Source organism: Agromyces sp. MMS24-K17 (genome assembly GCF_043950245.1).
In the GTDB taxonomy this organism is placed as follows: domain Bacteria; phylum Actinomycetota; class Actinomycetes; order Actinomycetales; family Microbacteriaceae; genus Agromyces.
This window is the reverse complement of record NZ_CP171640.1, coordinates 956,820-977,388: the sequence shown is the minus strand read 5'-3', so window position 1 is coordinate 977,388 and position 20,569 is coordinate 956,820. Positions and strand designations below refer to the sequence as shown.

Genomic DNA, 20,569 nt, shown 5'->3' with positions numbered 1-20,569 from the left:
CCGCGCCGACCCATGAGGCGCACGACCCCGAGAAGTGGCGCGCGAGCGGATGCGCCGGGCCGCGCCGGCCCGCTCAGGCCGCCGGGCGCCCGCCCGTGAACGACGGCTTCCGCTTCTCCTGGAACGCTGCGAACCCCTCGCGGTAGTCGTCGGTGTCGCAGAGCGCGGCCTGCGCGGCGTTCTCCAGGTCGACCGACTCCCAGAGCGCGAGGCGCTCGTCGCGGAGTCGCTGGATGAGTCGCTTGCTGGCGAGGAACGCCTCGGTCGCCCCGACGGCGGCCTTCCGTGCGACCTCGACGGTCGTCGACACGAGCTCGTCGGCGGGCAGCGCCCGGGAGAACAGCCCCGACTCGACCGCCTCGGCGCCGGTCATGAGCCGGCCCGTGTAGATGAGGTCGAGCGCCTTGTGCGCGCCGAGCCGCTCGAGGAAGAGCCAGTGGCCGCCCGAGTCGAGGGTGGCGCCGAGCGCGGCGAACGGCGACCCGATCTTCGCGTCCTCGGCGACGTAGACGACGTCGGTCGCGATGAGCAGCCCGAGCCCGACGCCGAGCGAGGCGCCCTGCGCCGCGGCGAACGTGGGTGCGGGGAAGGCGGCCATGCGCTTCAGCAGCGGGGTGACCTTCCCGCCGAGGTAGCCGATCACGTCGTCGTCGCGCGGGTCGACGCCCGAGATGTCGCGGCCCGCGCAGAACGCCCGGCCCTCGCCGCGCAGCACCAGCGCGCGCACCCCGGCCCGCTCCGCCTCGTCGTACGCGGCGCCGAGGTCGCGCAGGTCGCCGTCGTTCACCGCGTTGAGCCGTGACGGCGCGTTCAGCACGACCTGGGCGAGCCCGTCGCTGATGTCGAGATCGATCATCGGATCCTCCTAGACGTCGTAGTCGATGCGCACGCGGTCGGTCGACGGGTGCGACTGGCAGGTGAGGATGTAGCCGCGCTCGAGTTCGTCGGGCTCGAGCGCGTAGTTCTCGGTCATGTTCACCGATCCCTCGAGCAGGCGCGCCCGGCAGGTGCCGCAGACTCCGCCGGCGCAGGCGAACGGGGTGTCGGGGCGCACGCGCAGCGCCGCGTCGAGGATCGACTCGCGGGCCGCGTGCGGGCTCTCGACGGTGGCCGACTGCCCGTCGAGCGTGAACTCGATGACCGTCCTCGGGCCGTCGTCGGCCGCGTCGACCGGCGGGCGGGGTCCGCGGCGGCGGTCGGCGTCGTCGTCGGTGCTGAAGAGCTCGTACCGGATGTGCCGGGGCTCGACGCCGGCGACCTCGAGCGCCGTCCGGCACAGGTTCACGAGCTCGATCGGGCCGCAGAGGAACCACTCGTCGATCGAGGCCGGGATGACGAGGCGCTCGAGGATGACCCGGAGCCGTTCCTCGTCGATGCGACCCGACAGCAGCGGCGAGGCGCGCTGCTCGCGCGACAGCACGTGGTGGAGTGCGAAGCGCGTCGGGTAGCGGTCCTTCAGGTCGCCGAGGTCCTCGAGGAACATCACGTCGGGGGTGGAGCGGTTGGCGTAGACGAGCTCGAACCGCGAAGTCTCCGACCGTTCGAGCACCGCCGTGGCGAGCGCCATCATGGGCGTGATGCCGGAGCCCGCGGCGATGCCGGCGACGGTGGCGCCGTCGAGGTCGGCGAGGCTCGAGGTGAAGGTGCCCTGCGGGCTCATCACGTCGAGCTCGTCGCCCGGCCGCAGGTGCTCGTGCGCCCACGTCGAGAACCGGCCGCCGCGATCGCGCTTGATGGCGATGCTGATCGCGCCCGGCGTCGGCGGACGGCACAGCGAGTAGGAGCGGCGCAGCTGGTCGCCGTCGATCCGCGCCCGCAGCGCGACGAACTGGCCGGGCAGGTAGTCGTACTCCTCGACGAGGGCCGCGGGCACGGCGAACGTCACCTCGATCGCCTCCTCGGTGAGCGGCCGCACGTCGGCGACGGCGAGCGAGTGGAACCGGGCGCGCTTGCGCGCCCCGCCGCGCGGGCCGCCGACGGCGTTGTGGAGGAGGGCCTCGGCGGTGCGGGTGGCCTGATCCGCGGCCATCAGTGCACCTTGAAGTGGTCGAAGGGCTCGAGGCAGGCACGGCACTCGTAGAGCGCCTTGCACGACGTCGACCCGAACCGCGACACCTCGCGGGTGTCGAGCGACCCGCAGCGCGGGCAGCGCACGCCGAGCTGCACGCGCACCAGCCCCGACACGGCGGCCCGCCCCGTCGGCGGCGCGATCCCGAAGTCGACCAGCTTCCGCTTGCCCGCCTCGGTCATCCAGTCGGTCGTCCACGCCGGAGCGAGCGTCACGTCGACGCGCACGTCCGCGAACCCGGCCGCCGTGAGCGCGAGCACCAGGTCGTCGCGGATCGCGTCCATCGCGGGGCATCCCGAGTACGTCGGCGTGATCGTGACGGCGACGCGGTCGCCGTCGACGCGCACGTCGCGGAGCACGCCGAGGTCCTCGATGGTCAGCACCGGCACCTCGGGATCGCACACGGCGGCCGCGACCCGGCGCGCCTCGGCCAGGTCGGGCAGCGAGCGGATGCCCCGCGCCGCGGTCACCACGTCGCCCCCGGGTGCTGCCTCGCGAGGACCTGCATCTCCGCGAGGAGGAAGCCCAGCGTCGAGAAGTGCCGGCCGTGGCGACCCCCGCCTGCGGCGGGCGGGACATCCGGAACCTCGATGCCCGCCTCGCCGAAGACCGCCGCGATCACCTCGTCGAACGCGGGGCGCAGGGTCGACGGGCGCACGGCGGCGTCGCCGAGCCGATCGATGAGCGGCTCGTCGCGGAACAGCTCGCCGACGTAGGGCCAGACGTCGTCGACGGCACGGAGCATCCGCTCGCGCGAGGCATCCGTACCGCCCGCGAGGCGCAGCGTCCACTGGATCGCGTGGTCGCGGTGGTAGTCGACCTCCTTCACCGCCTTCGCCGCGATCGCGGCGAGCGCGGGGTCGGTCGAGGCGCTGAGCCCCCGGTAGAGCTCGAGCAGGTAGGTCGCCGCGACGAGCTGCCGTGCGATGGTCTGGGCGAAGTCGCCGTTCGGCTGCTCGAACAGCCAGGCGCAGCGGAACTCCGGCTCGTCGCGCAAGTAGGCGAGGTCGTCCTCGCTGCGTCCGTCGTAGCTGCCCGCGTAGCGCAGCAGCGAGCGGGCGTGGCCGAGCAGGTCGAGCGCGATGTTCGCGAGGGCGACGTCCTCCTCGAGCTCGGGCGCCCGGGCGATCCATCCGCCGAGCTGCTGCGCGAGGATGAGCGCGTCGTCGCCGAGCCACAGCGCGTACTCGGCGACGTCGGCGGTCGCGGCGCGCTGCTCGGCCCCGGCGAGCTCCGCGGAGAGCTCGACCTGGTCGACCGTGACGTCGCCGTGCGCGTCTCGAGACGCGTCGCCTCCGGCGGCGCTCCTCGACGAACGGATGCCGGTCACAGGTGCGGCACCCCCTCGGAGGCGGTGTAGTACCGCGCGTGCCGGTAGTTCTTGCCCGCGGGCGACTCGAAGAAGGCGCCCTTCGAGTCGGGGTCGCTCGTGGTGATCGCGTCGGCCGGGACGACCCACACGCTCGTGCCCTCGCCGCGGCGGGTGTAGAGGTCGCGGGCGTTCCGCAGCGCGAACTCGGCGTCGGGGGCGTGCAGCGACCCGGCGTGCACGTGGGAGAGCCCGCGGTCGGCGCGGACGAACACCTCCCACAGCGGCCACGGCTCGTGCTCGACGGTTCCCGGCGTGCTCATCAGGCGGCCCTCCCCCGGCCCGGTCGGCTTGCTCCGCGCGCTCGGCCTGCTTGCGCGCGTACTCGGCCGCCGCCTCGCGCACCCATGCGCCGTCGTCGTGGGCGGCCCGCCGGTTGCGGATGCGGACGGCGTTCATCGGCCCGCGGCCGGCCAGCACCTCGGCGAACTCGTCCCAGTCGATCGGGCTGGTGTGCCAGCGCTGGGCCTCGTCGTCCCACCGCAGCTCGGGGTCGGGCAGCCGCACGCCGAGCGCCTCGGCCTGCGGCACGAGCATGCCGATGAACCGCTGGCGGAGGTCGTCGTTCGAGAACCGCTTGATCTTCCACGCCATCGACTGCGCCGAGTTCGGCGACGCATCGTCGGGCGGACCGAACATCATCAGGCTCGGCCAGTACCAGCGGTCGACGGCATCCTGGGCCATGGCGCGCTGCGCCTCGGTGCCCTGCATGAGGGTGAGCAGGATCTCGAAGCCCTGCCGCTGGTGGAACGACTCCTCCTTGCAGATGCGCACCATCGCGCGGCCGTACGGACCGTACGACGCGCGGCAGAGCGGCACCTGGTTGCAGATCGCGGCGCCGTCGACGAGCCAGCCGATCGCGCCCATGTCGGCCCAGGTCGGCGTCGGGTAGTTGAAGATCGACGAGTACCTCGCCCGGCCGTCGATGAGCTGCCGGGTCATCTCGTCGCGGGTGATGCCGAGCGTCTGCGCGGCCGAGTACAGGTAGAGCCCGTGGCCGGCCTCGTCCTGCACCTTGGCCATCAGGATCGCCTTGCGCTTCAGGCTCGGCGCCCGGCTGATCCAGTTGCCCTCGGGCTGCATCCCGATGATCTCGGAGTGCGCGTGCTGGCTGATCTGCCGGATCAGCGTCTTCCGGTACGCCTCGGGCATCCAGTCGCGCGGCTCGATGCGGGATTCGGCGGCGATGAGGTCGTCGAACGCCTGCTGCTGCGGTTCGGCCGCGTCCGGGCGGGTCGGGGTGGGGTCGGGATGGTTCGTCATGACCAGCTCCTCGTCTGATCGGTGGTGCGCGACCGCCCGCGGAACTCGGCGACGACGTCGCCGGCCTGGTCGGTCAGGGTGACGTCGTAGAGGCCGGTCCGGCCGTTGCCGGCGACGCGTCGCGCGGTCGCGGTGAGGGTGTCCCCGGGCAGCACCTGCTTGAGGAAGGCGATGTCGGCGCCCGCGGCGACGGTGACGCGGTCGCTGTCGAGTTCGTTGCAGGCGATCGCGAACGCCGTGTCGGCGAGCGCGAAGATGAAACCGCCGTGCACGATGCCGAACCCGTTCAGCATGTCGTCGCGGATCGCCATGCCGACCACCGCCAGGCCGGGCTCGTCGCGCTCGACGCGCATGCCGAGCGCGTTCGAGGCCCGGTCGTTGGCGATCATCGGCCGCACGTGCTTCCCGCCCATCACGCCACCTCCGCCCCGACGGGCGCGCCGGCGGCCTCGCCCGCGCCGGCTCCCGCCGCCTCGTCCCAGTGCTTCGCGACGAGGGTCAGCACGTCGTACGTCGCGACGACCTCGTCGCGCTGGTTGCGGATCACCGCGTCCCAGCGCACCTCGCCGTACTCGTCGGTCTCGCGCGGGGTGATCTGCTTCGCGGTGAGGATGACGCGGATCGAGTCATCCGGCGACACGGGGGTCAGGAACCGGAGGTTCTCGAGCCCGTAGTTGGCGAGCACGGGCCCCGGCGCGGGGTCGACGAACAGGCCGGCCGCCCACGAGACGAGCAGGTAGCCGTGCGCGACCCGGCCCGGGAAGAACGGGTTCGCCGCTGCGGCCTCCTCGTCCATGTGGGCGTAGAACGTGTCGCCCGTGAAGTGGGCGAACGTCTCGATGTCCTCCAGCGTGACCGCCCGCAGCTCGGAGGCGACCTGGTCGCCGATCCGCAGTTCGTCGAGCGACTTCCGGAACGGGTGGCGACCGGGCTCGCCGCTCGGCGCCCCCGAGTGCCAGGTGCCGGTGAGCGCGGTCAGCATCTCGGGCGAGCCCTGGATCGCGGTGCGCTGCATGTAATGGAGCACGGCGCGGATGCCTCCGAGCTCCTCGGTGCCGCCGGCGCGGCCGGGTCCGCCGTGCACGAGGTGCGGCACGGGCGCCCCGTGCCCGGTCGAGGTGCGCAGGTTGTCGCGGCTGAGGAAGAGCACGCGGCCGTTCGCCGACGCGATCCGCGTGAGCAGCTCGACGGCGACGGCCGGGTCGTTCGTGACCGCGCTCGTGACCAGCGAGCCCCCACCCCGGATGACCAGGTCTGCGGCCTCCTCGACGGTCGAGTAGGTGAGCACGCTCGCGACGGGGCCGAAGGCTTCGATCTCGTGGACCGCGACGGTGCCGGTGTCCGTGAAGCCCAGGAGGATCGGCTCCACGAACGCCCCGTCGCGAGCGGGCCCGGTGCTGCCGTCCGCGTGGACGACCTCGGGTGCATCGGCCGAGCCGAGCAGGATGGTGCCGCCGGCCGCCCGGAGGGCGGCGACCTGGCGGAGGACCTCGTCGCGCTGCGCCGTCGAGACGAGCGGCCCCATCGTGACCGACTCGGCGTGCGGGTCGCCGATCACGAGTCGGGCGTCGATGAGGGCGCGGAGCGCGTCCACGACCGCGCCTTCGGCCTCGACGGGCACGATCGCGCGTCGGATCGCGGTGCACTTCTGGCCGGCCTTCGCGGTCAGCTCGACGAAGAGCTGCTTCACGTAGGCGTCGAACTCCGGTGTCCCCGGTTCGACGTCGGGGCCGAGCACCGAGGCGTTCAGCGAGTCGGTCTCGGCCGAGAGCACGACCGTGCCGTCCTGCACGCGCGGGTGTGCGCGCAGCAGGTCGGCGGTCGACGCGCTGCCGGTGAACGCGACCACGTCGCCGAGCCCCAGGGCGTCGAGCAGGCCGGGCGCGCTGCCGCTGACGAGCTGCAGCGACCCGTCGGGCAGCAGGCCGGAGTCGACCAGGATCCGCACCCACGCCTCCGCGATGAACGCGGTCTGCGTGGCGGGCTTCACGATCGACGGCACCCCGGCGAGGAACGCCGGCGCGAACTTCTCGAGCGCACCCCACATCGGGAAGTTGAAGGCGTTCACCTGCACGGCCACGCCGCTCCGCCGCGTGTAGAGGTGCCGCCCGAGGAAGCTGCCGTCCTTCGCGAGCGACTCGACCGGACCGTCGAGGTAGGCCTGCGCGTTCGGCAGTTCGCGGCGCCCCTTCGAGGCGTAGGTGAACAGCACCCCGATGCCGCCGTCGACGTCGCTCAGCGAGTCGCGCACGGTCGACCCGGCCGCCTTCGACAGCTCGTACAGCTCCTCCTTGTGCTCGGTGAGCACGAGCGCGAACTGCTTAAGCAGCAGCGCGCGCTGGTGGAACGTGAGCTCGCCGAGGCTGCGCTGGCCGGCCAGGCGGGCGAACGCCACGGCACCCGCGAGGTCGATGCCGGCGGTGCTCGCCAGCGTGACCACCTCGCCGGTCGAGGCATCCCGGATCTCGACCGCGTCGTCGTCGCCCTCGGGCGTCCACCACGCGCCCTGCACGTAGCTCGGGAGGGTGCTCGTCATGTCTCGCTCCATTCGTAGAAGCCGCGGCCGGTCTTCCGGCCGAGATGTCCTTCGTCGACCAGCCGGCTGAGCAGCGCGGGCGGGGCGAAGCGGTCGCCGAGCTTCGCGTGCAGCTCCCGGGCGATGCCGAGGCGCACGTCGAGGCCGACGAGGTCGGTGGTGCGGAGGGGCCCGACCGGATGCCGGTACCCGAGCCGCATGGCCGCGTCGATGTCGTCGGCGCTCGCGACGCCCTCCTCGAGCATGCGGATCGCCTCCAGCGCGAGCGCGACCCCCAGCCGGCTCGACGCGAAGCCCGGGGCATCCCGCACGGCGACCGGCTCCTTGCCGAGCGCGGTCACCCAGGCGCGGGCGGATGCCTCGAGCCCGGCGTCGGTCGCGCGGCCGAGCACGACCTCGACGAGACCCGACGACGGGACCGGGTTGAAGAAGTGCAGGCCGAGGAAGCGGTGCGGGCGGTCGAGGTGCGCGGCGAGGTCGTCGATCGAGATCGACGAGGTGTTGGTGGCCAGCACGCCGGCGGCGTCGACGACCGCCTCGACGCGACGCAGCGCGTCGACCTTGAGGTCGCGGTCCTCCGGGACGGCCTCGACGACGAGGTCGCGGTCGGCGAAGGCGGCCACGTCGACGCCCGTCGCGAGTCGCGCCAAGACCCCGGTCACCGGCGGAAGCGAGGCATCCCGCTCGGCGCTCCGCTCGAGCATCGCGACGATCCGCTCGTGGGCCGCGGCGGCCGCCGCGTCGTCGCGTTCGACCACGACGACGTCGGCGCCCGCGAGCAGGAACGCGTGCGCGATGCCGGCGCCCATGCGACCGCCGCCGAGCACGCCCACCCGGGCGGGCACGCCGCTCATGACCGCCGCCGCCGTTCGAGGAAGGCGGTCATCCGCTCGTGCTTCTCGGGCCGGTCGAACAGCTCCGCCTGGAGTTCGAGGTCGATGCGCGGATGCTCCGCCGCCTGTGCCAGCAGCGCGCGCTTCGCGTACCGGGTCGCGAGGGCGTCGTTCGCGGCGATGCGGTCGGCGAGCGCGTGCGCGGCGGGCAGCAGGTCGGCCGGCTGGTGCACGGCGTTGAGCAGGCCCCAGTCGAGCGCTTCATCCGCGTCGAGGATCCGGCCCGTGAGCAGCAGCTCGGCGGCGCGCGCCTCGCCGACGAGCTGCGGCAGCCGCCAGGTCGCGCCGGCGGCGGCGATGATGCCGAGGCCGGTCTCGGGGTTGCCGATCCGGGTCGTCGGGGTGCCGAGGCGCAGGTCGGCGGCGTACGCGAGCTCGGCGCCGCCGCCGAGCGCGACCCCGTCGATCGCGGCGATCACGGGCATCGGCAGGGCGCGCACGCGGGCGAAGGCCGTCGTGTTGATACCCCGGAGGGCGTCGGCGGCGCGGCGCTCGCGGAGCTGGGCGATGTCGGCGCCCGACGCGAACATCCCTCCCGCGCCGGCGAGGATGAGCACCCGCGGGATGGCCTCGAGCTCGGCGCACAGCAGGTGCAGGGCGTCGACCATCGCCTGGTCGATGGCGTTGCGCGCCTCCGGGCGGTTCAGCGTGGCGACGACGCGGTCGGCGCTGCGCTCGATGAGCAGGACGTCAGCCATCGACCCGCTCCAGGAGCAGGGCCGTGCCCTGGCCGACGCCGACGCACATGGTCGCGAGGCCGTACCGCGCCTGCTCGCGCTCCAGGCGGCCGAGGAGGGTGACGGTGATGCGGCAGCCGCTCGACCCCAGCGGATGCCCCAGGGCGATCGCGCCGCCGTCGGCGTTCACGGTCTCGGGGTCGAGGCCGAGCCGGCGGATGCAGGCGAGGGCCTGGGTGGCGAACGCCTCGTTGAGCTCGACCGCGCCGAGGTCGCCGACGGTGAGCCCGGCGCGAGCGAGGACCTGTTCGGTCGCGGGCACCGGCCCGAGCCCCATGACCTCGGGCGCGACGCCGGCCGACGCGGACGCGACCACGCGCGCCCGCGGAGTCAGCCCGTATCGTTCGAGCGCGGCCGCGCTGGCCACGATGACGGCGGATGCCCCGTCGTTCAGCGTGCTCGCGTTGCCGGCGGTGACCACCGAGCCGCCGGCGACGACCGGCCGCAGGCGCGCGAGCGCCTCGAGGTCGGTGTCGCGGCGGGGGCCCTCGTCGACGTCGACGAGCCGGGCCGCGGGCCCGCTTCCGGTCGGCACGCCGACGATCTCCGCCGCGAACCGGCCCGCGTCGATCGCGGCCGCCGCGCGCTGGTGGCTCCGCAGCGCGAACCGGTCGGCGTCCTCGCGGGTCACGCCGTCGACGCGCGCCACCTCCTCGGCGGTCTCCGGCATCGAGAAGGTGGCCCTCGGCCGTTCGGTGAAGCGCGGGTTGGTGAAGCGCCAGCCGATCGAGGTGTCGAAGGAAGCCCCGGGCTTCGCCCACGGCCGGTCGGGCTTGGCCTGCACCCACGGTGCGCGGGTCATCGACTCGACCCCGCCGGCGATGATCACGTCGGCGTCGCCGGCGCGGATCGCCTGCGCGGCCATGGCGATGGCCGACATGCCCGACGCGCACAGGCGATTGACGGTGACCGCGGGCACGTGGTCGGGCAGGCCCGCCAGCAGGGTCGCCATGCGGGCGACGTTGCGGTTGTCCTCGCCGGCCTGGTTGGCGGCACCGAGGATCACCTCGTCGACGTCGCCGCCGTCGAGGTCGGCGCCGTCGGCCCGGGCGCGGCGGAGCACCTCGGCGACGACGAGCGCCGCCAGGTCGTCGGGCCGCACCGCGGCGAGCGCACCGCCGTACCGCCCGACCGGCGTGCGCACTCCTCCCACGAGGAAGGCTTCGCCCATGCATCCGCTCCTGACCACGTCGTCTCGGCGTTCGTATCGCTCCGTGCCGTATTTACCAACCAAACGTTCGGTCAGTAAATAGTATGGCAAACTTCGAGCATGAGCACGTCCCCGGTCGAGCACGCCGAGCCCGTCGCCGCGGAGCCCCGGCGGGGCCGACCGGGCTACGACCAGCGGGGCATCCTCGAGGTCGCGGTCGGCGTGTTCAACGAGCAGGGCTACGACGCGGCATCCGTCGCGGCCATCGCCCAGCGGCTGGGCCTCGGCAAGTCCGCGCTCTACCACCACTTCGCCTCGAAGGAGGAGCTGCTCCGGCGCGCGCTCGACGAGGCGCTCGACGGGCTCGAGGGCGCGCTGCGCGACGCGCTCGCGGCCGACGTGCCCGCCGGCGAGCGACTCCAGCTCGTGCTCACCGGCGCGGTGACCGTGCTCGTCGAGAGGCTCCCCTACGTGACGCTGCTGCTCCGCGTGCGCGGCAACAGCATCGTGGAGCGCGAGGCGCTCGACCGCCGGCGGGCGTTCGACCAGGAGCTGACCCGGCTCGTGCGCGAGGCGCAGCAGGAGGGCACCATCCGAGCGGACGTCGAAGCCGGCGTCGCCACGCGGCTGCTGTTCGGGATGGTCAACTCCATCGTCGAGTGGTACCGGCCGACCGGGCCGGAGGACGCGGCGCGGCTCAGCGCCGACGTCGTCGCGATCGCGATGGGCGGCCTGCGGGTGGCGCAGGCCTGATCCCGGCGGATCAGCCGTGCATCCGCCGCACCTCCTCCTGGTACGGCGCGATCACGGTGCCGGAGATGCGGCAGTCGAGCAGCAGGAACCGCCGCTCGCCCGGCGACTCGGCCGCCCAGGTGCGCAACCGCTCGAGGTCGGCGAGCTCGCGCACGACCACGCCCTCGCCGCCGACCGCCTCGGCGAGCGCGGCGAAGTCGGTCTCGGGGATCAGCATCGGCGACTGCGCGAGCCCCATCCGGCCGTAGAGGTGCACCTCGGCGCCGTAGGCGGCGTCGTTCCAGACCACGGCCATCCCGCGCCCGGCGGCCGACCGCACCGCGGTCTCGAGGTCGGCGAGCGCCATGAGGCCGCCGCCGTCGCCGGTCGTGAGCACGATCGTCGCGTCGGGCCGCGCGCTCGCGGCGCCGGGCACGCTCGCGAAGCCGAGGCCGATCGCCTGGAACGCGGTGCCGACCATCACCATCCGGTCGGGGCTCGCGACGGGCCAGTACATGTTCGCCCAGGCGATGAAGTGCCCGCCGTCGGAGACGACGACGCGTTCCTCGGGCAGCAGCTCGCCGATCCGGATGGCCACGGCGCGCGGATCCAGCGCCCCGTCGGGCATGACCCCGTCGCCCGACGACGGCCGCGGCTGCGCGCGCGCCGCCTCGACGTCGAGCGATTCCCGCCACCCCGAGGCGCCCGCGCCGAGCGCGCGCAGGTCGTCGCCGAGCGCCCGCGCCACGAGCCGGGCGTCGCCGCGGATGAAGCCGCCGATGTGCGGGTGGGTCGCGGCCGGCGCCACGTCGACCTGGACCACGCGGGCGCCGGGCGCGAAGAGCTGCCCGAACCGCATCGTGAACTGGTTGAGGGATGCCCCGAACACGACGACCACGTCGGCCTCGCGGACGAGCTCCATCGCACCGGCCGCACCGAAGCCGCCCGCCACGCCGAGGTCGTACCGGCCGTCGGGGAACACGCCCCGGCCGAGCGCGGTCGTCGCGGTCACGGCGCCGGTGAGGTCGGCCAGTTCGCCGAGCTCGGGGCCGGCTCCGGCCAGCCACGCCCCGCGGCCGGCGAGGAGCAGCGGGCGTTCCGCGGCCGCGAGGTCGGCGGCGAGCGTCGCGATCGCCTGCTCGGCGAAGCCCGCCCCGAGGCCGCTGCCGGCGCCGGGCGCGAGCGGCGGCGGCAGGCGCGGCTCGGTCGCCCCCGGCACGTCCCCGGCGTCCACGAGGGCGACGTCGTAGGGGATCGCGAGCACGACGGGCAGCCGGTAGCTCAGGGCGTGCTCGATCGCGATCAGGGTCGTGGTCGCGGCATCCGCCCGGCCCACCGTGTACGTGCGCGCGCCGACCGCGGCGGCGAGCGCGATCTGGTCGACGTCCCACGGCCGCGGGCCCGAGGTCGGCTCGTCGCCGACGACGAGCACGAGCGGCACGCGCGCCTGCGCCGCCTCGGCGAGCGCGGTGAGGGTGTTGGTGAACCCCGCGCCGTAGGTGGCGGTGGCGGCGGCGATGCGCCCGGAGGCGCGGTAGTGGGCGTCGGCCGCGACCACGCCGCCGGCCTCGTGGCGCACCGCGGTGAACGTGGCGGGGGTGTCGCGCACGAGCGAGTCGAGGAACCAGGCGTTGCCGTTGCCCATCACGCCGAAGACGTGATCGACCTGGGTGGCGAGGGTACGCGCGACGTGCGCGGAGACGACCGGCATGACCTGGGGCCTTTCGGAGACATGGAGGGGTTCCATCTCTGTCTCACGCGGCGGCGACGAGGTCGTCTGCGCTTCGTGCCCCTTTTCGAGCACCGGCGCTTCGGTGCGCCTGGACGCGTCGAGCCTACCCCGGCGCGCGTCACGCCACGTCGCGAACGGATGTCACGCGCCGACGCTGTGGGTCACGCGTGGACACCTGCGAGCGCGCTGCGTGCCGCCCGGTTTCGGGCGGCGACGCGGGGTGACGCCGCCCGTTGCCGGGGCTTGCGGACCGGTCGCAGCATGGCCGGATGCCTGATGCATCCGCCGCCACGACCCTGGCCGCGCCCCACGCCGACGCGACCGAACTCGACAACGCCGCCTGGCACTCGCTCGCCGGGCCCCATGCTGCGTTCGCGATCGGGAACGACCTCGTGCGCCGGTACCCGGCCGACGTCGCGCCCTTCGTGGCGGTGCGCACCTGGGACGACCCGGGCGTCTGGGATGCGCTGATCGAGCTCGTCGGGCCCGGCGCCGACGTCGGGCTGTCGGGGTACGACGGCGCCATCCCGGCGGGCTGGGAGGTCGTGGGCCGCGGCGAGGGCGTGCAGCTCGTGCAGACCGAGGCGCTCCAGCCCCGGCCCGACGCCGAGGCGATCGTGCTCGGCGCCGACGACGTGCCCGAGATGCTCGCCATCGTCGAGCGCAACCAGCCCGGACCGTTCCGCCCCCGCACGTATGAGCTCGGGCGCTACGTCGGCATCCGCCGGGGCGGGCGGCTCGTGGCGATGGCCGGCGAGCGGCTGCACCCCGAGGGCTGGACCGAGATCAGCGCGGTCGCCGTCGACGCCGACCACCGCCGGCAGGGGCTCGCCTCGCGGCTCGTGCTCGACGTCGCCTTGCACATCCAGGAGCGCGGCGACCGCGCGCTGCTGCACGCCGCCGCGAGCAACGTCGGCGCGATCGCCGCGTACGAGCGGCTCGGCTTCGCGCTGCGCCGGCGCACGGTGTTCGGCGCGGTGCGCACGCCGTCGGCGTAGCGGGACATCCGCCCCTCGACGCATCCGTCGAGCCCATCCATCGAACCGTCCGTCCTCGGGAAGGAGACCCGGTGCGCTACCTCGTCCGCCGCGTGCTCTACGCGCTGTTCGTCGTGTGGGCCGCGTACACGATCACGTGGCTGCTGCTGTTCTACCTGCCCGGCAACAGCGCCTCCATGATGATCAGCGGGGCCGGCGCCGACGTCGACCAGCAACTGCTCGCCTCGCTCGAGGCGCGGTACGGGCTCGACCGGCCCGCGTACGAGCAGTACTTCGCGCTGCTGTGGCAGACCGTCACGGGCGACCTCGGCACGTCGATCCAACTCGGGGTGCCGGTGGCCGTGGTCGTCGGGGGCGCCCTGCCGCACACGCTGGCTCTCGGCGGACTCGCGCTCGTGCTCAGCGTCGTGCTGGGCTTCGCGATCGCACTGCTCGCCAACACGGCCCGGGCCACGTGGCTGCGGAACCTGCTGTTCGCGCTGCCCTCGGCGTTCCTGTCGTTCCCCGTGTTCCTGACCGGGCTCATCCTCATCCAGGTCTTCGCGTTCAACCTGCACTGGCTGCCCGCCGTCGGGAACACCGGGTTCCAGTCGCTGATCCTGCCGGCGCTCACCTCGGGCATCCCGGCGAGCGCGGCGATCGCGCAGGTCACTACCAAGAGCCTGTGGGAGTACACCCACGGTTCGCAGGCGACCTTCCTCACCGCCCGCGGCGTCGGGCGGGGTCGCATCGTCTTCGCCCACGGCCTGCGCAACGCGATCATCCCGGCGGCGACGATCATCGGCATGTCGGTCGGCGGCATCCTCGCCGGCGCCGTCATCACCGAGACGGTGTTCTCCCGCCAGGGCCTCGGCCGCGTGCTGCAGGCGGGCGTCGTGAGCCAGGACGTCCCGGTCGTGCAGGGCGTCGTCATCATCTCCGCGCTGCTGTTCGCGCTCGCGAACCTCGCGGTCGACCTCGTGTACCCGCGGATCGATCCGCGCATCCGATTGGGGATCGCATGACCCTCCACGCCGACGCGCAGGCCCTCGCCGACGCGCAGGCCCTCGCAGCCGAGACCGCGCTCCCCGCGGACGCGACCGTCGCCGAGGTCCCGGGCGGCCTCGCCGTCCTGCCCACCGAGCCCGCCCGTCCCCGCCCACTCCGGTCCGCGCGGGTCGTGCAGGCGACCCAGCCGACGTTCATCCTCTCGGCGCTGCTCCTCGTCGCCGTCATCACCGCCGCGTTCCTGCCGGCGCTGTTCACGAGCCTCGACCCGTACACGACCGACCTCGCGAACAAGCTCGCCGCTCCCTCGTGGGGGCATCCGCTCGGCACCGACAACCTGGGTCGCGACCAGTACGCCCGCGTCGTCTACGGCACGAGCAACACGCTCATCGCCTCGCTGCTTGCGGTCGTGCTCGGGCTCGGGGTCAGCGCCGTGCTCGGCATCCTCGCCGGGTACCTGGGCGGCTGGGTCGACGAGGTGGTGGGACGCTTCGTCGACATCTTCCTCGCCGTGCCCGGGCTCCTCGTCTCGCTCATGATCGTCACCACGCTCGGCTACGGCACGATCAACATCGCGATCGCGGTCGGCATCGGCTCGGTGGCCGCGTTCACCCGCATCCTCCGCGCCGAGGTGCTGCGGGTGCGCGAGTCCGACTTCGTCACCGCCGCGCGGCTCTCGGGCCTGCGCTGGTGGAGCATCCTCCCGCGGCACGTCTTCCCGCATTCCATCGGGCCGCTCATCGCGCTGCTCGCGCTGCAGTTCGGCGAGGCGCTGCTCGCCATCTCGGCGCTGAGCTTCCTCGGCTTCGGCGTGCAACCCCCCGAGCCCGAGTGGGGCCTCCTCGTCTCCGAGGGCCGCACCTACCTCTCCACCGCGTGGTGGCTCGCGATCCTGCCCGGCATCGTCATCGTGCTGGTCGTGCTCGCGGCGAACCGGGTGAGCAAGTTCATCGAGAAGGTGACCTGACCGACATGACCGAATCGACCTCCCCTCCCCTCCTCGACGTCGCCGACCTGACGGTCCGCTACACGACGGCCGGCGACGACGTGCTCGCCCTCGACCGGGTCTCGTTCTCCCTCGGCCGCGGCGAGCGCCTCGCCGTCATCGGCGAGTCCGGCTCCGGCAAGTCGACGCTCACCCACGTGCTGCTCGGCATCCTCGCGCCGAACGCGCACGTCTCGGCGGCGCGCGGCGAGCTCGACGGCGTCGACCTCCTGGGCGACCTCACCGAGCGGCAGTGGAACGAACTGCGCCGGTCGCGGGTGGCGTACATCCCACAGGACCCGAACATCGCGCTCAACCCGGTGCAGCAGATCGGGAAGCAGCTCGACGAGGCCCTGAAGCTCTCGCCGAGGAAGGTCGAAAAGCTCCGCCGGCGCGCCGAGTCGATCGCGCTCCTCGAGCGGGTCGGCATCGCCGACGCCGAGCGGGTGTACGCCTCGTACCCGCACCAGGTCAGCGGCGGGCAGCGGCAGCGCGTGCTCATCGCGATCGCGCTGGTGGGCCGCCCGCAGTTGATCGTGGCCGACGAGCCGACGTCCGGCCTCGACGTCACCGTGCAGCGGACCGTCCTCGACGCGCTCGACGAGCTGGTCGCCGAAACCGGCGTCTCGCTCGTGCTCGTCACGCACGACCTCGCCGTCGCCCGGCAGCGCACCGACCGGCTGCTCGTGCTCGAGGGCGGCCGGATCGTCGAGCAGGGCCCGACGAGCGCGGTGACCGACGCGCCCCGGCACGGGTACACCCGTCGCCTCCTCGACGCCGTGCCGTCGCTGCACCAGGGCAAGCTCGCCCCGAGCCCGGGGGTGCCGCAGCTCGAGGCCCCGCACGACGACGCCGGCCTGGTCGCCACGGGACTCGTGAAGACGTACCTCACCCGCGACCCGCGGCGCGGCCGCATCGCGACGCCGGCGGTCCGCGGCGTCAGCCTCACCATCGACCCGGGCACCACGTACGGGCTGGTGGGCGAGTCCGGCTCGGGCAAGTCGACGATCGCCCGCATCGTGGCCGGGATCGATCGAGCCGACGAGGGGTCGGTGTCGTTCCGCGGGCAAGATGTCTCGCGCGCACGGGGTGCCGAGCAACGCGCCCTGCGCACGCGCATCCAGTACGTGTTCCAGAACCCGTACACGTCGCTCAACCCGCGGTTCCGGGTCCACGACATCGTGGCCGAGCCGCTGCGCGGGTTCAAGGCGGCATCGGGCGCCGAGCTCGACCGCCGCGTGCGCGAGGCCATCGACGTCGTCGGGCTGGCCGCGTCGATCGCGACCCGCACCCCGACCGAGCTGTCGGGCGGCCAGCGGCAGCGCGTCGCGATCGCCCGGTCGATCGTGCTGCGCCCCGAGCTGATCGTGCTCGACGAGCCGGTCTCGGCGCTCGACGTCTCGGTGCAGGCGCAGGTCATGCAGCTGCTCATCGACCTCCAGCACGAGTTCGGCGCCGCCTACCTCTTCATCTCGCACGACCTCGCCGTCATCCGCGAGCTCTCCGACCGCGTCGGCGTGCTCCGCAGCGGCGAGCTCGTCGAGGAGGGCGCGGTCGGCGAGGTGTTCGCGCACCCGCAGCACGAGTACACGCGCCGGCTGCTCGACGCCATCCCGCTGTTCGCCTGACGTCCGAGGCATCCGTTCCAGACCCCCACCCCCGCACCACGACCTGCACCACGCGAAAGGAGCACCACCATGTCCACCATCCGCACCGCGCATCCGCCCCGCCGGCTCCTCGGCACGCTCGGGGCCGCGGCCGCCGCGGCGATCCTGCTGACCTCCTGCGCCGGGTCCGGCGCCGACGCGTCGGGCGCCGGCGCATCCGGCGACCGCGTCGACGGCGGCGAGATCACCGCCTACAGCGCCAACATCAGCTACCTAGACCCGCGCCAGAACCACGGCTTCGTGGGTCGCGCCCTGGCCGACTCGCTGCTCGACATCGACCCCGACACGTTCGAGCTGAAGCCGTGGCTCGCGACCGACTGGTCGGCGAACGACGACCAGACCGAGTTCAGCTTCACGCTGCGCGACGACGTCACGTTCTCCGACGGCTCGAAGCTGACCGGCGACGTCGTGAAGGCCAACTTCGATGCCGCGGTCACGCAGATCGAGGACGGCAACGGATGGTACATCCGGGGCCTCTTCGACAACTACATCGAGACCGAGGTCGTCAGCGACACCGAGGTGATCGTGAAGTTCAGCCAGCCGAACCCGGCGTTCCTGCCCACCATCCCGACGAGCTTCCTCGCGATCCTCTCGGCCGACTCGTTCGACCTGAGCTACGAGGAGCGCCAGGCCGGCGACTTCGCCGGCAGCGGCCCGTTCGAACTCGACAGCTACACGCCCAACGAGCAGATCACGCTGGTGCGCCGCGACGACTACGACTGGGCGTCGGATGCCTCGGAGCACACCGGTGCCGCCAGCCTCGAGAAGGTCACCATCAACTTCGTCGACGAGCAGAGCGTGCGCGAGAACGCCCTGCTCGCCGGCGAGATTCAGCTCGCCCAGAACCCGACGGTCGAGGGCTCGAAGCAGCTCACCGACCAGGGCTTCGGGCTGATCTCGCGCGCGCAGTCGGGTAACCCGTACAGCTTGGTGGCGAACTTCGCCCGCCCGCTGACGAAGGACCTCGACCTGCGCCGCGCCCTGTCGAAGGTCATCGACCGCGACACCATCCAGCAGAGCATCACGACCGACGCCGAGCCGGCGTCCACGAGCGTGCTCACGCCGAGCACCTTCGGCTACGCCGACCAGTCGGAGTACATCTCGTACGACCCGGAGGGCGCCGAGGAGATCCTCGACGGCGCCGGATGGGTCGTCGGCGACGACGGCATCCGCGAGAAGGACGGCCAGCGACTGACCTTCACGATCGTGAACTGGTGGGAGCCGAAGGCCATCACCGACGCCCTCCAGCTCATCAAGGAGGACGCCGCGAAGGTCGGCATCGAGATCGAACTGGTGAACGAGGCGCCGGGTGGCAGCACGTGGACCGACGGCGAGGGCGACTTCCTCTACAACAACGCCACCCGCGCCGACGGCGGCATCGCGCTGTACTCGCAGTACACCGACGAGTACCTGCAGGCGAACTCGGGCGCGACCACGGCCGAGGTGACCGAGCCGGGCTCCGACCTCAGCGGCATCCTCGAGCGCTCATTCGTCGAGCCCGACGTGGACGCGCGCCAGGACCTGCTCGCCCAGGCGCAGGAGATCCTCGTGCGCGACGCCGTCCGCATCCCGGTCTTCGACAACGTCAACAGCGAGTCGGGCTACTTCGCGTCCGACGCGAAGCTGCACGGCCTGCGCGAGAACTCGATCTCGGAGCTCGTGCTGTACGACGCCTGGCTCAGCCACTGAGTCGCGAGGAGGCGGCCCGCGGCCCGACGTAACGCGTGCGCCGCCTCCTCGCCCGGAGCCGTAGCATCGCACCATGCAGCCGACCCGCCCCCTCGACCCCGTGCCCGGAGAGAGCCGTCTCGGCCTCGTGACCATGGCGGTGATGCTCGGGTTGGCCCTCGCCGCGCTGCTGCTGACCACCATCCTGAGCTTCTTCGTGCCCGACCTGGGGTCGACGGTGCTCGTCTGCGCGATCCTCACCGTCGTCGCCCTGATCGGCACCTTCATCGCGTGGACGCAGCGACGCAACTACCTCCGCGACCGCCGCCTGGGCCGGGTCGTCGACCGCGAGTTCTGGACGGGCGACAACGGCACCGCGTCGCTCTGAGACGACGGAAGCCCCGGCGGACGGACGCCGAGACGGGCAGGAGCCGACCGCGCTAGGTTGACCCCGAGCCCGAACGCATCGTCACCTGCCGGGAGGAACCGCACATGACCGAACCCGCCATCGACCCCGAGCTCGACCTCACGATCCAGCGGGTCATCCGCGCACCCCGCGCCGCCGTCTGGCGCGCCTGGACCGACCCCGCGCTCCTGCAGCGCTGGTGGGTGCCCGCCCCGACCGTCGCCCGGGTCGACGTGCTCGACGCCCGTCCGGGCGGCGCCTTCGTCACGCGGATGAGCGACGACGGCGAGGCGTTCGTGCCGCACATCGACGGCGTGTTCCTCGTCGTCGAGCCGGACCGCCGGCTCGTGTACACCAATGCGATCACCGGCACCTGGCATCCCGCCTCGCCCGAGCCGGTGGCGATCACCGCCGAGATCCTGTTCGGCGAGCACCCCGACGGCACCGACTACCGCGCGATCGCGCGCCACGCCGACCCCGCCGCGCGGCAACGGCACGAGGACCTCGGCTTCTTCGAGGCCTGGAACGGGGTCACCGCCGCCCTCGCCGAGGTCGCGGAGGCCGGCGACGCAGCCTGACGCCGGCGACTCAGCCTGAAGCCGACGTCTCAGCCGGGCGCGCTGACGGCCTCACTCCACGAGTGCGTGGAACACCTCGTAGACCATGAACGCCGGCCAGAAGATGCCCTGGAAGAACGCGAGGATGAACTCCCAGAACTGGTCGGCCTGCTGGAAGAAGAACACCCACGCGCCGATGATGCCGAGCCCGTAGATCGCGCCGCCGCCGGCGAAGCATCCGGCGTTCGAACTCCTGTCGTTCATGTCGACCCCCTCGGGCTCACGATACGCCCGGGCGGCCCAGGGCGACAGGATGCTCCGCTCGGGCCCGGGCCGCGTACCCGTGCAGCCATGCCCCAGACCACCCGCCTACGCTGGATCGCATGCCTCCCGCCGTCGACCGGTCCACCTCCGCACGCCCCGCGCTGACCGACCGCGGTCGGCAGTTCGTCGCCGACCGCCACCTCGCGACCCTGTCGACGATCGGCCCGCGCGGCGACCTGCACGTCGTGGCGGTCGGCTTCACCTACGTCGACGGCGTCGTCCGCGTCATCACCGACGGCGCGAGCCAGAAGGTGCGCAACGTCGAGCGCGACGCCCGGGCCACCGTCGCCCAGGTCTCCGGCCCGGAATGGCTGAGCATCGCGGGCCGCGCAGTCGTCGAACGCGACCCGGAGTCGGTCGACCTCGCCGTGCGCCTGTACGCCGAGCGCTACCGGCAGCCGCGGGTGAACCCGACCCGCGTGGTCATCCGCATCGACCCCGACCGGGCGCTCGGCTCCGCCGGCCTCTGGGCGTAGCCGGTCGCAGCCGGACGGGGC

Annotated in this window: 21 protein-coding genes and 1 pseudogene; 9 read left to right on the top strand and 13 right to left on the bottom strand. The window is 73.2% G+C overall.

From position 1 onward, the window contains the following. Nucleotides 1-73: 73 nt before the first annotated feature. The 11 genes and pseudogenes from ACGGZK_RS04350 to ACGGZK_RS04300 all read right to left on the bottom strand — a co-directional run bounded on the left by ACGGZK_RS04350 (nt 74) and on the right by ACGGZK_RS04300 (nt 10,037). Nucleotides 74-856: an enoyl-CoA hydratase/isomerase family protein gene (locus ACGGZK_RS04350; RefSeq protein WP_395245034.1), complete on the bottom strand. Its 783-nt coding sequence runs from the start codon at nt 854-856 to the stop codon at nt 74-76. 9 nt (nt 857-865) lie between these two features. Continuing rightward, complete coding sequence (paaE, locus tag ACGGZK_RS04345; RefSeq protein WP_395245033.1) at nt 866-2,029, bottom strand: 1,2-phenylacetyl-CoA epoxidase subunit PaaE; 1,164 nt, start codon at nt 2,027-2,029, stop codon at nt 866-868. Then, nucleotides 2,029-2,538, bottom strand: a complete 510-nt coding sequence (gene paaD / locus ACGGZK_RS04340) for a 1,2-phenylacetyl-CoA epoxidase subunit PaaD (protein ID WP_395245032.1) — start codon at nt 2,536-2,538, stop codon at nt 2,029-2,031. The genes paaE and paaD overlap by 1 nt, the downstream gene beginning before the upstream one ends. After that, entirely contained in the window at nt 2,535-3,389 is an 855-nt protein-coding gene (paaC, locus tag ACGGZK_RS04335; RefSeq protein WP_395246038.1) for a 1,2-phenylacetyl-CoA epoxidase subunit PaaC, read from the bottom strand. Before paaC ends, paaD begins: the two co-directional genes overlap by 4 nt. A 5-nt stretch (nt 3,390-3,394) precedes the next feature. Then, nucleotides 3,395-3,700: a 1,2-phenylacetyl-CoA epoxidase subunit PaaB gene (gene paaB, locus ACGGZK_RS04330; protein ID WP_395246037.1), complete on the bottom strand. Its 306-nt coding sequence runs from the start codon at nt 3,698-3,700 to the stop codon at nt 3,395-3,397. A 37-nt stretch (nt 3,701-3,737) separates the two neighbouring features. Next, nucleotides 3,738-4,700 (bottom strand): annotated as a pseudogene (gene paaA / locus ACGGZK_RS04325) (1,2-phenylacetyl-CoA epoxidase subunit PaaA); the annotation flags it as partial. Then, nucleotides 4,697-5,113 (bottom strand): hydroxyphenylacetyl-CoA thioesterase PaaI, encoded by a 417-nt coding sequence (gene paaI / locus ACGGZK_RS04320; protein ID WP_395245031.1) that lies wholly within the window; start codon nt 5,111-5,113, stop codon nt 4,697-4,699. The pseudogene paaA and the gene paaI, both read right to left, overlap by 4 nt. Continuing rightward, nucleotides 5,113-7,236 (bottom strand): phenylacetic acid degradation bifunctional protein PaaZ, encoded by a 2,124-nt coding sequence (gene paaZ / locus ACGGZK_RS04315; protein WP_395245030.1) that lies wholly within the window; start codon nt 7,234-7,236, stop codon nt 5,113-5,115. Before paaZ ends, paaI begins: the two co-directional genes overlap by 1 nt. Next, nucleotides 7,233-8,090 carry a 3-hydroxyacyl-CoA dehydrogenase family protein gene (locus ACGGZK_RS04310; protein ID WP_395245029.1) on the bottom strand — a complete coding sequence of 286 codons (858 nt, stop codon included), beginning with the start codon at nt 8,088-8,090 and terminating at the stop codon, nt 7,233-7,235. Before ACGGZK_RS04310 ends, paaZ begins: the two co-directional genes overlap by 4 nt. Then, a complete protein-coding gene (locus tag ACGGZK_RS04305) occupies nt 8,087-8,827 on the bottom strand; it encodes an enoyl-CoA hydratase/isomerase family protein (RefSeq protein WP_395245028.1) in 741 nt (246 codons plus the stop codon). Before ACGGZK_RS04305 ends, ACGGZK_RS04310 begins: the two co-directional genes overlap by 4 nt. After that, nucleotides 8,820-10,037 carry a thiolase family protein gene (locus ACGGZK_RS04300; protein ID WP_395245027.1) on the bottom strand — a complete coding sequence of 406 codons (1,218 nt, stop codon included), beginning with the start codon at nt 10,035-10,037 and terminating at the stop codon, nt 8,820-8,822. The genes ACGGZK_RS04305 and ACGGZK_RS04300 overlap by 8 nt, the downstream gene beginning before the upstream one ends. A gap of 99 nt (nt 10,038-10,136) precedes the next feature. On the opposite strand from ACGGZK_RS04300, the gene ACGGZK_RS04295 reads away from it, so the two are divergent. After that, nucleotides 10,137-10,769: a TetR/AcrR family transcriptional regulator gene (locus ACGGZK_RS04295; protein ID WP_395245026.1), complete on the top strand. Its 633-nt coding sequence runs from the start codon at nt 10,137-10,139 to the stop codon at nt 10,767-10,769. A 10-nt stretch (nt 10,770-10,779) separates the two neighbouring features. Here the strand turns inward: ACGGZK_RS04295 and ACGGZK_RS04290 are convergent, their stop codons facing one another. After that, entirely contained in the window at nt 10,780-12,459 is a 1,680-nt protein-coding gene (locus ACGGZK_RS04290; protein WP_395245025.1) for a thiamine pyrophosphate-binding protein, read from the bottom strand. Between the two features lie 290 nt (nt 12,460-12,749). Between ACGGZK_RS04290 and ACGGZK_RS04285 the strand changes: the two genes are divergently transcribed. From ACGGZK_RS04285 to ACGGZK_RS04255, 7 genes are all read left to right on the top strand, one after another. Beyond that, nucleotides 12,750-13,478 (top strand): GNAT family N-acetyltransferase, encoded by a 729-nt coding sequence (locus ACGGZK_RS04285; RefSeq protein WP_395245024.1) that lies wholly within the window; start codon nt 12,750-12,752, stop codon nt 13,476-13,478. Nucleotides 13,479-13,549: 71 nt separating this feature from the next. Continuing rightward, nucleotides 13,550-14,482, top strand: coding sequence for an ABC transporter permease (locus ACGGZK_RS04280; protein ID WP_395245023.1), 933 nt, complete (start codon nt 13,550-13,552; stop codon nt 14,480-14,482). Next, nucleotides 14,479-15,432 (top strand): ABC transporter permease, encoded by a 954-nt coding sequence (locus ACGGZK_RS04275; RefSeq protein WP_395245022.1) that lies wholly within the window; start codon nt 14,479-14,481, stop codon nt 15,430-15,432. Before ACGGZK_RS04280 ends, ACGGZK_RS04275 begins: the two co-directional genes overlap by 4 nt. A gap of 5 nt (nt 15,433-15,437) precedes the next feature. Further along, nucleotides 15,438-17,078, top strand: coding sequence for a dipeptide ABC transporter ATP-binding protein (locus ACGGZK_RS04270; protein ID WP_395245021.1), 1,641 nt, complete (start codon nt 15,438-15,440; stop codon nt 17,076-17,078). 69 nt (nt 17,079-17,147) lie between these two features. Further along, the gene (locus tag ACGGZK_RS04265; protein ID WP_395245020.1) at nt 17,148-18,806 is read left to right on the top strand and encodes an ABC transporter substrate-binding protein; all 1,659 of its coding nucleotides are present in this window, start codon (nt 17,148-17,150) and stop codon (nt 18,804-18,806) included. A 73-nt stretch (nt 18,807-18,879) separates the two neighbouring features. Then, the gene (locus tag ACGGZK_RS04260; protein WP_395245019.1) at nt 18,880-19,173 is read left to right on the top strand and encodes a hypothetical protein; all 294 of its coding nucleotides are present in this window, start codon (nt 18,880-18,882) and stop codon (nt 19,171-19,173) included. Nucleotides 19,174-19,277: 104 nt separating this feature from the next. After that, nucleotides 19,278-19,769 carry an SRPBCC domain-containing protein gene (locus ACGGZK_RS04255; protein ID WP_395245018.1) on the top strand — a complete coding sequence of 164 codons (492 nt, stop codon included), beginning with the start codon at nt 19,278-19,280 and terminating at the stop codon, nt 19,767-19,769. Nucleotides 19,770-19,820: 51 nt separating this feature from the next. Here ACGGZK_RS04255 and ACGGZK_RS04250 read toward each other — a convergent pair whose 3' ends face one another. Then, complete coding sequence (locus tag ACGGZK_RS04250) at nt 19,821-20,012, bottom strand: hypothetical protein (protein ID WP_395245017.1); 192 nt, start codon at nt 20,010-20,012, stop codon at nt 19,821-19,823. Between the two features lie 119 nt (nt 20,013-20,131). On the opposite strand from ACGGZK_RS04250, the gene ACGGZK_RS04245 reads away from it, so the two are divergent. After that, on the top strand, nt 20,132-20,548 hold the full coding sequence (locus ACGGZK_RS04245; RefSeq protein WP_395245016.1) for a pyridoxamine 5'-phosphate oxidase family protein: 417 nt from the start codon (nt 20,132-20,134) through the stop codon (nt 20,546-20,548). The last annotated feature ends 21 nt before the right edge of the window (nt 20,549-20,569 follow it).

Coding starts and splice junctions, on each gene's coding strand:
- ACGGZK_RS04350 (WP_395245034.1), bottom strand. CDS start 856: ATGATCGATCTCGACATCAGCGACGGGCTCGCCCAGGTCGTGCTGAAC.
- paaE (WP_395245033.1), bottom strand. CDS start 2,029: ATGGCCGCGGATCAGGCCACCCGCACCGCCGAGGCCCTCCTCCACAAC.
- paaB (WP_395246037.1), bottom strand. CDS start 3,700: ATGAGCACGCCGGGAACCGTCGAGCACGAGCCGTGGCCGCTGTGGGAG.
- paaI (WP_395245031.1), bottom strand. CDS start 5,113: ATGGGCGGGAAGCACGTGCGGCCGATGATCGCCAACGACCGGGCCTCG.
- paaZ (WP_395245030.1), bottom strand. CDS start 7,236: ATGACGAGCACCCTCCCGAGCTACGTGCAGGGCGCGTGGTGGACGCCC.
- ACGGZK_RS04310 (WP_395245029.1), bottom strand. CDS start 8,090: ATGAGCGGCGTGCCCGCCCGGGTGGGCGTGCTCGGCGGCGGTCGCATG.
- ACGGZK_RS04305 (WP_395245028.1), bottom strand. CDS start 8,827: ATGGCTGACGTCCTGCTCATCGAGCGCAGCGCCGACCGCGTCGTCGCC.
- ACGGZK_RS04300 (WP_395245027.1), bottom strand. CDS start 10,037: ATGGGCGAAGCCTTCCTCGTGGGAGGAGTGCGCACGCCGGTCGGGCGG.
- ACGGZK_RS04295 (WP_395245026.1), top strand. CDS start 10,137: ATGAGCACGTCCCCGGTCGAGCACGCCGAGCCCGTCGCCGCGGAGCCC.
- ACGGZK_RS04290 (WP_395245025.1), bottom strand. CDS start 12,459: ATGCCGGTCGTCTCCGCGCACGTCGCGCGTACCCTCGCCACCCAGGTC.
- ACGGZK_RS04285 (WP_395245024.1), top strand. CDS start 12,750: ATGCCTGATGCATCCGCCGCCACGACCCTGGCCGCGCCCCACGCCGAC.
- ACGGZK_RS04275 (WP_395245022.1), top strand. CDS start 14,479: ATGACCCTCCACGCCGACGCGCAGGCCCTCGCCGACGCGCAGGCCCTC.
- ACGGZK_RS04270 (WP_395245021.1), top strand. CDS start 15,438: ATGACCGAATCGACCTCCCCTCCCCTCCTCGACGTCGCCGACCTGACG.
- ACGGZK_RS04265 (WP_395245020.1), top strand. CDS start 17,148: ATGTCCACCATCCGCACCGCGCATCCGCCCCGCCGGCTCCTCGGCACG.
- ACGGZK_RS04260 (WP_395245019.1), top strand. CDS start 18,880: ATGCAGCCGACCCGCCCCCTCGACCCCGTGCCCGGAGAGAGCCGTCTC.
- ACGGZK_RS04255 (WP_395245018.1), top strand. CDS start 19,278: ATGACCGAACCCGCCATCGACCCCGAGCTCGACCTCACGATCCAGCGG.
- ACGGZK_RS04250 (WP_395245017.1), bottom strand. CDS start 20,012: ATGAACGACAGGAGTTCGAACGCCGGATGCTTCGCCGGCGGCGGCGCG.
- ACGGZK_RS04245 (WP_395245016.1), top strand. CDS start 20,132: ATGCCTCCCGCCGTCGACCGGTCCACCTCCGCACGCCCCGCGCTGACC.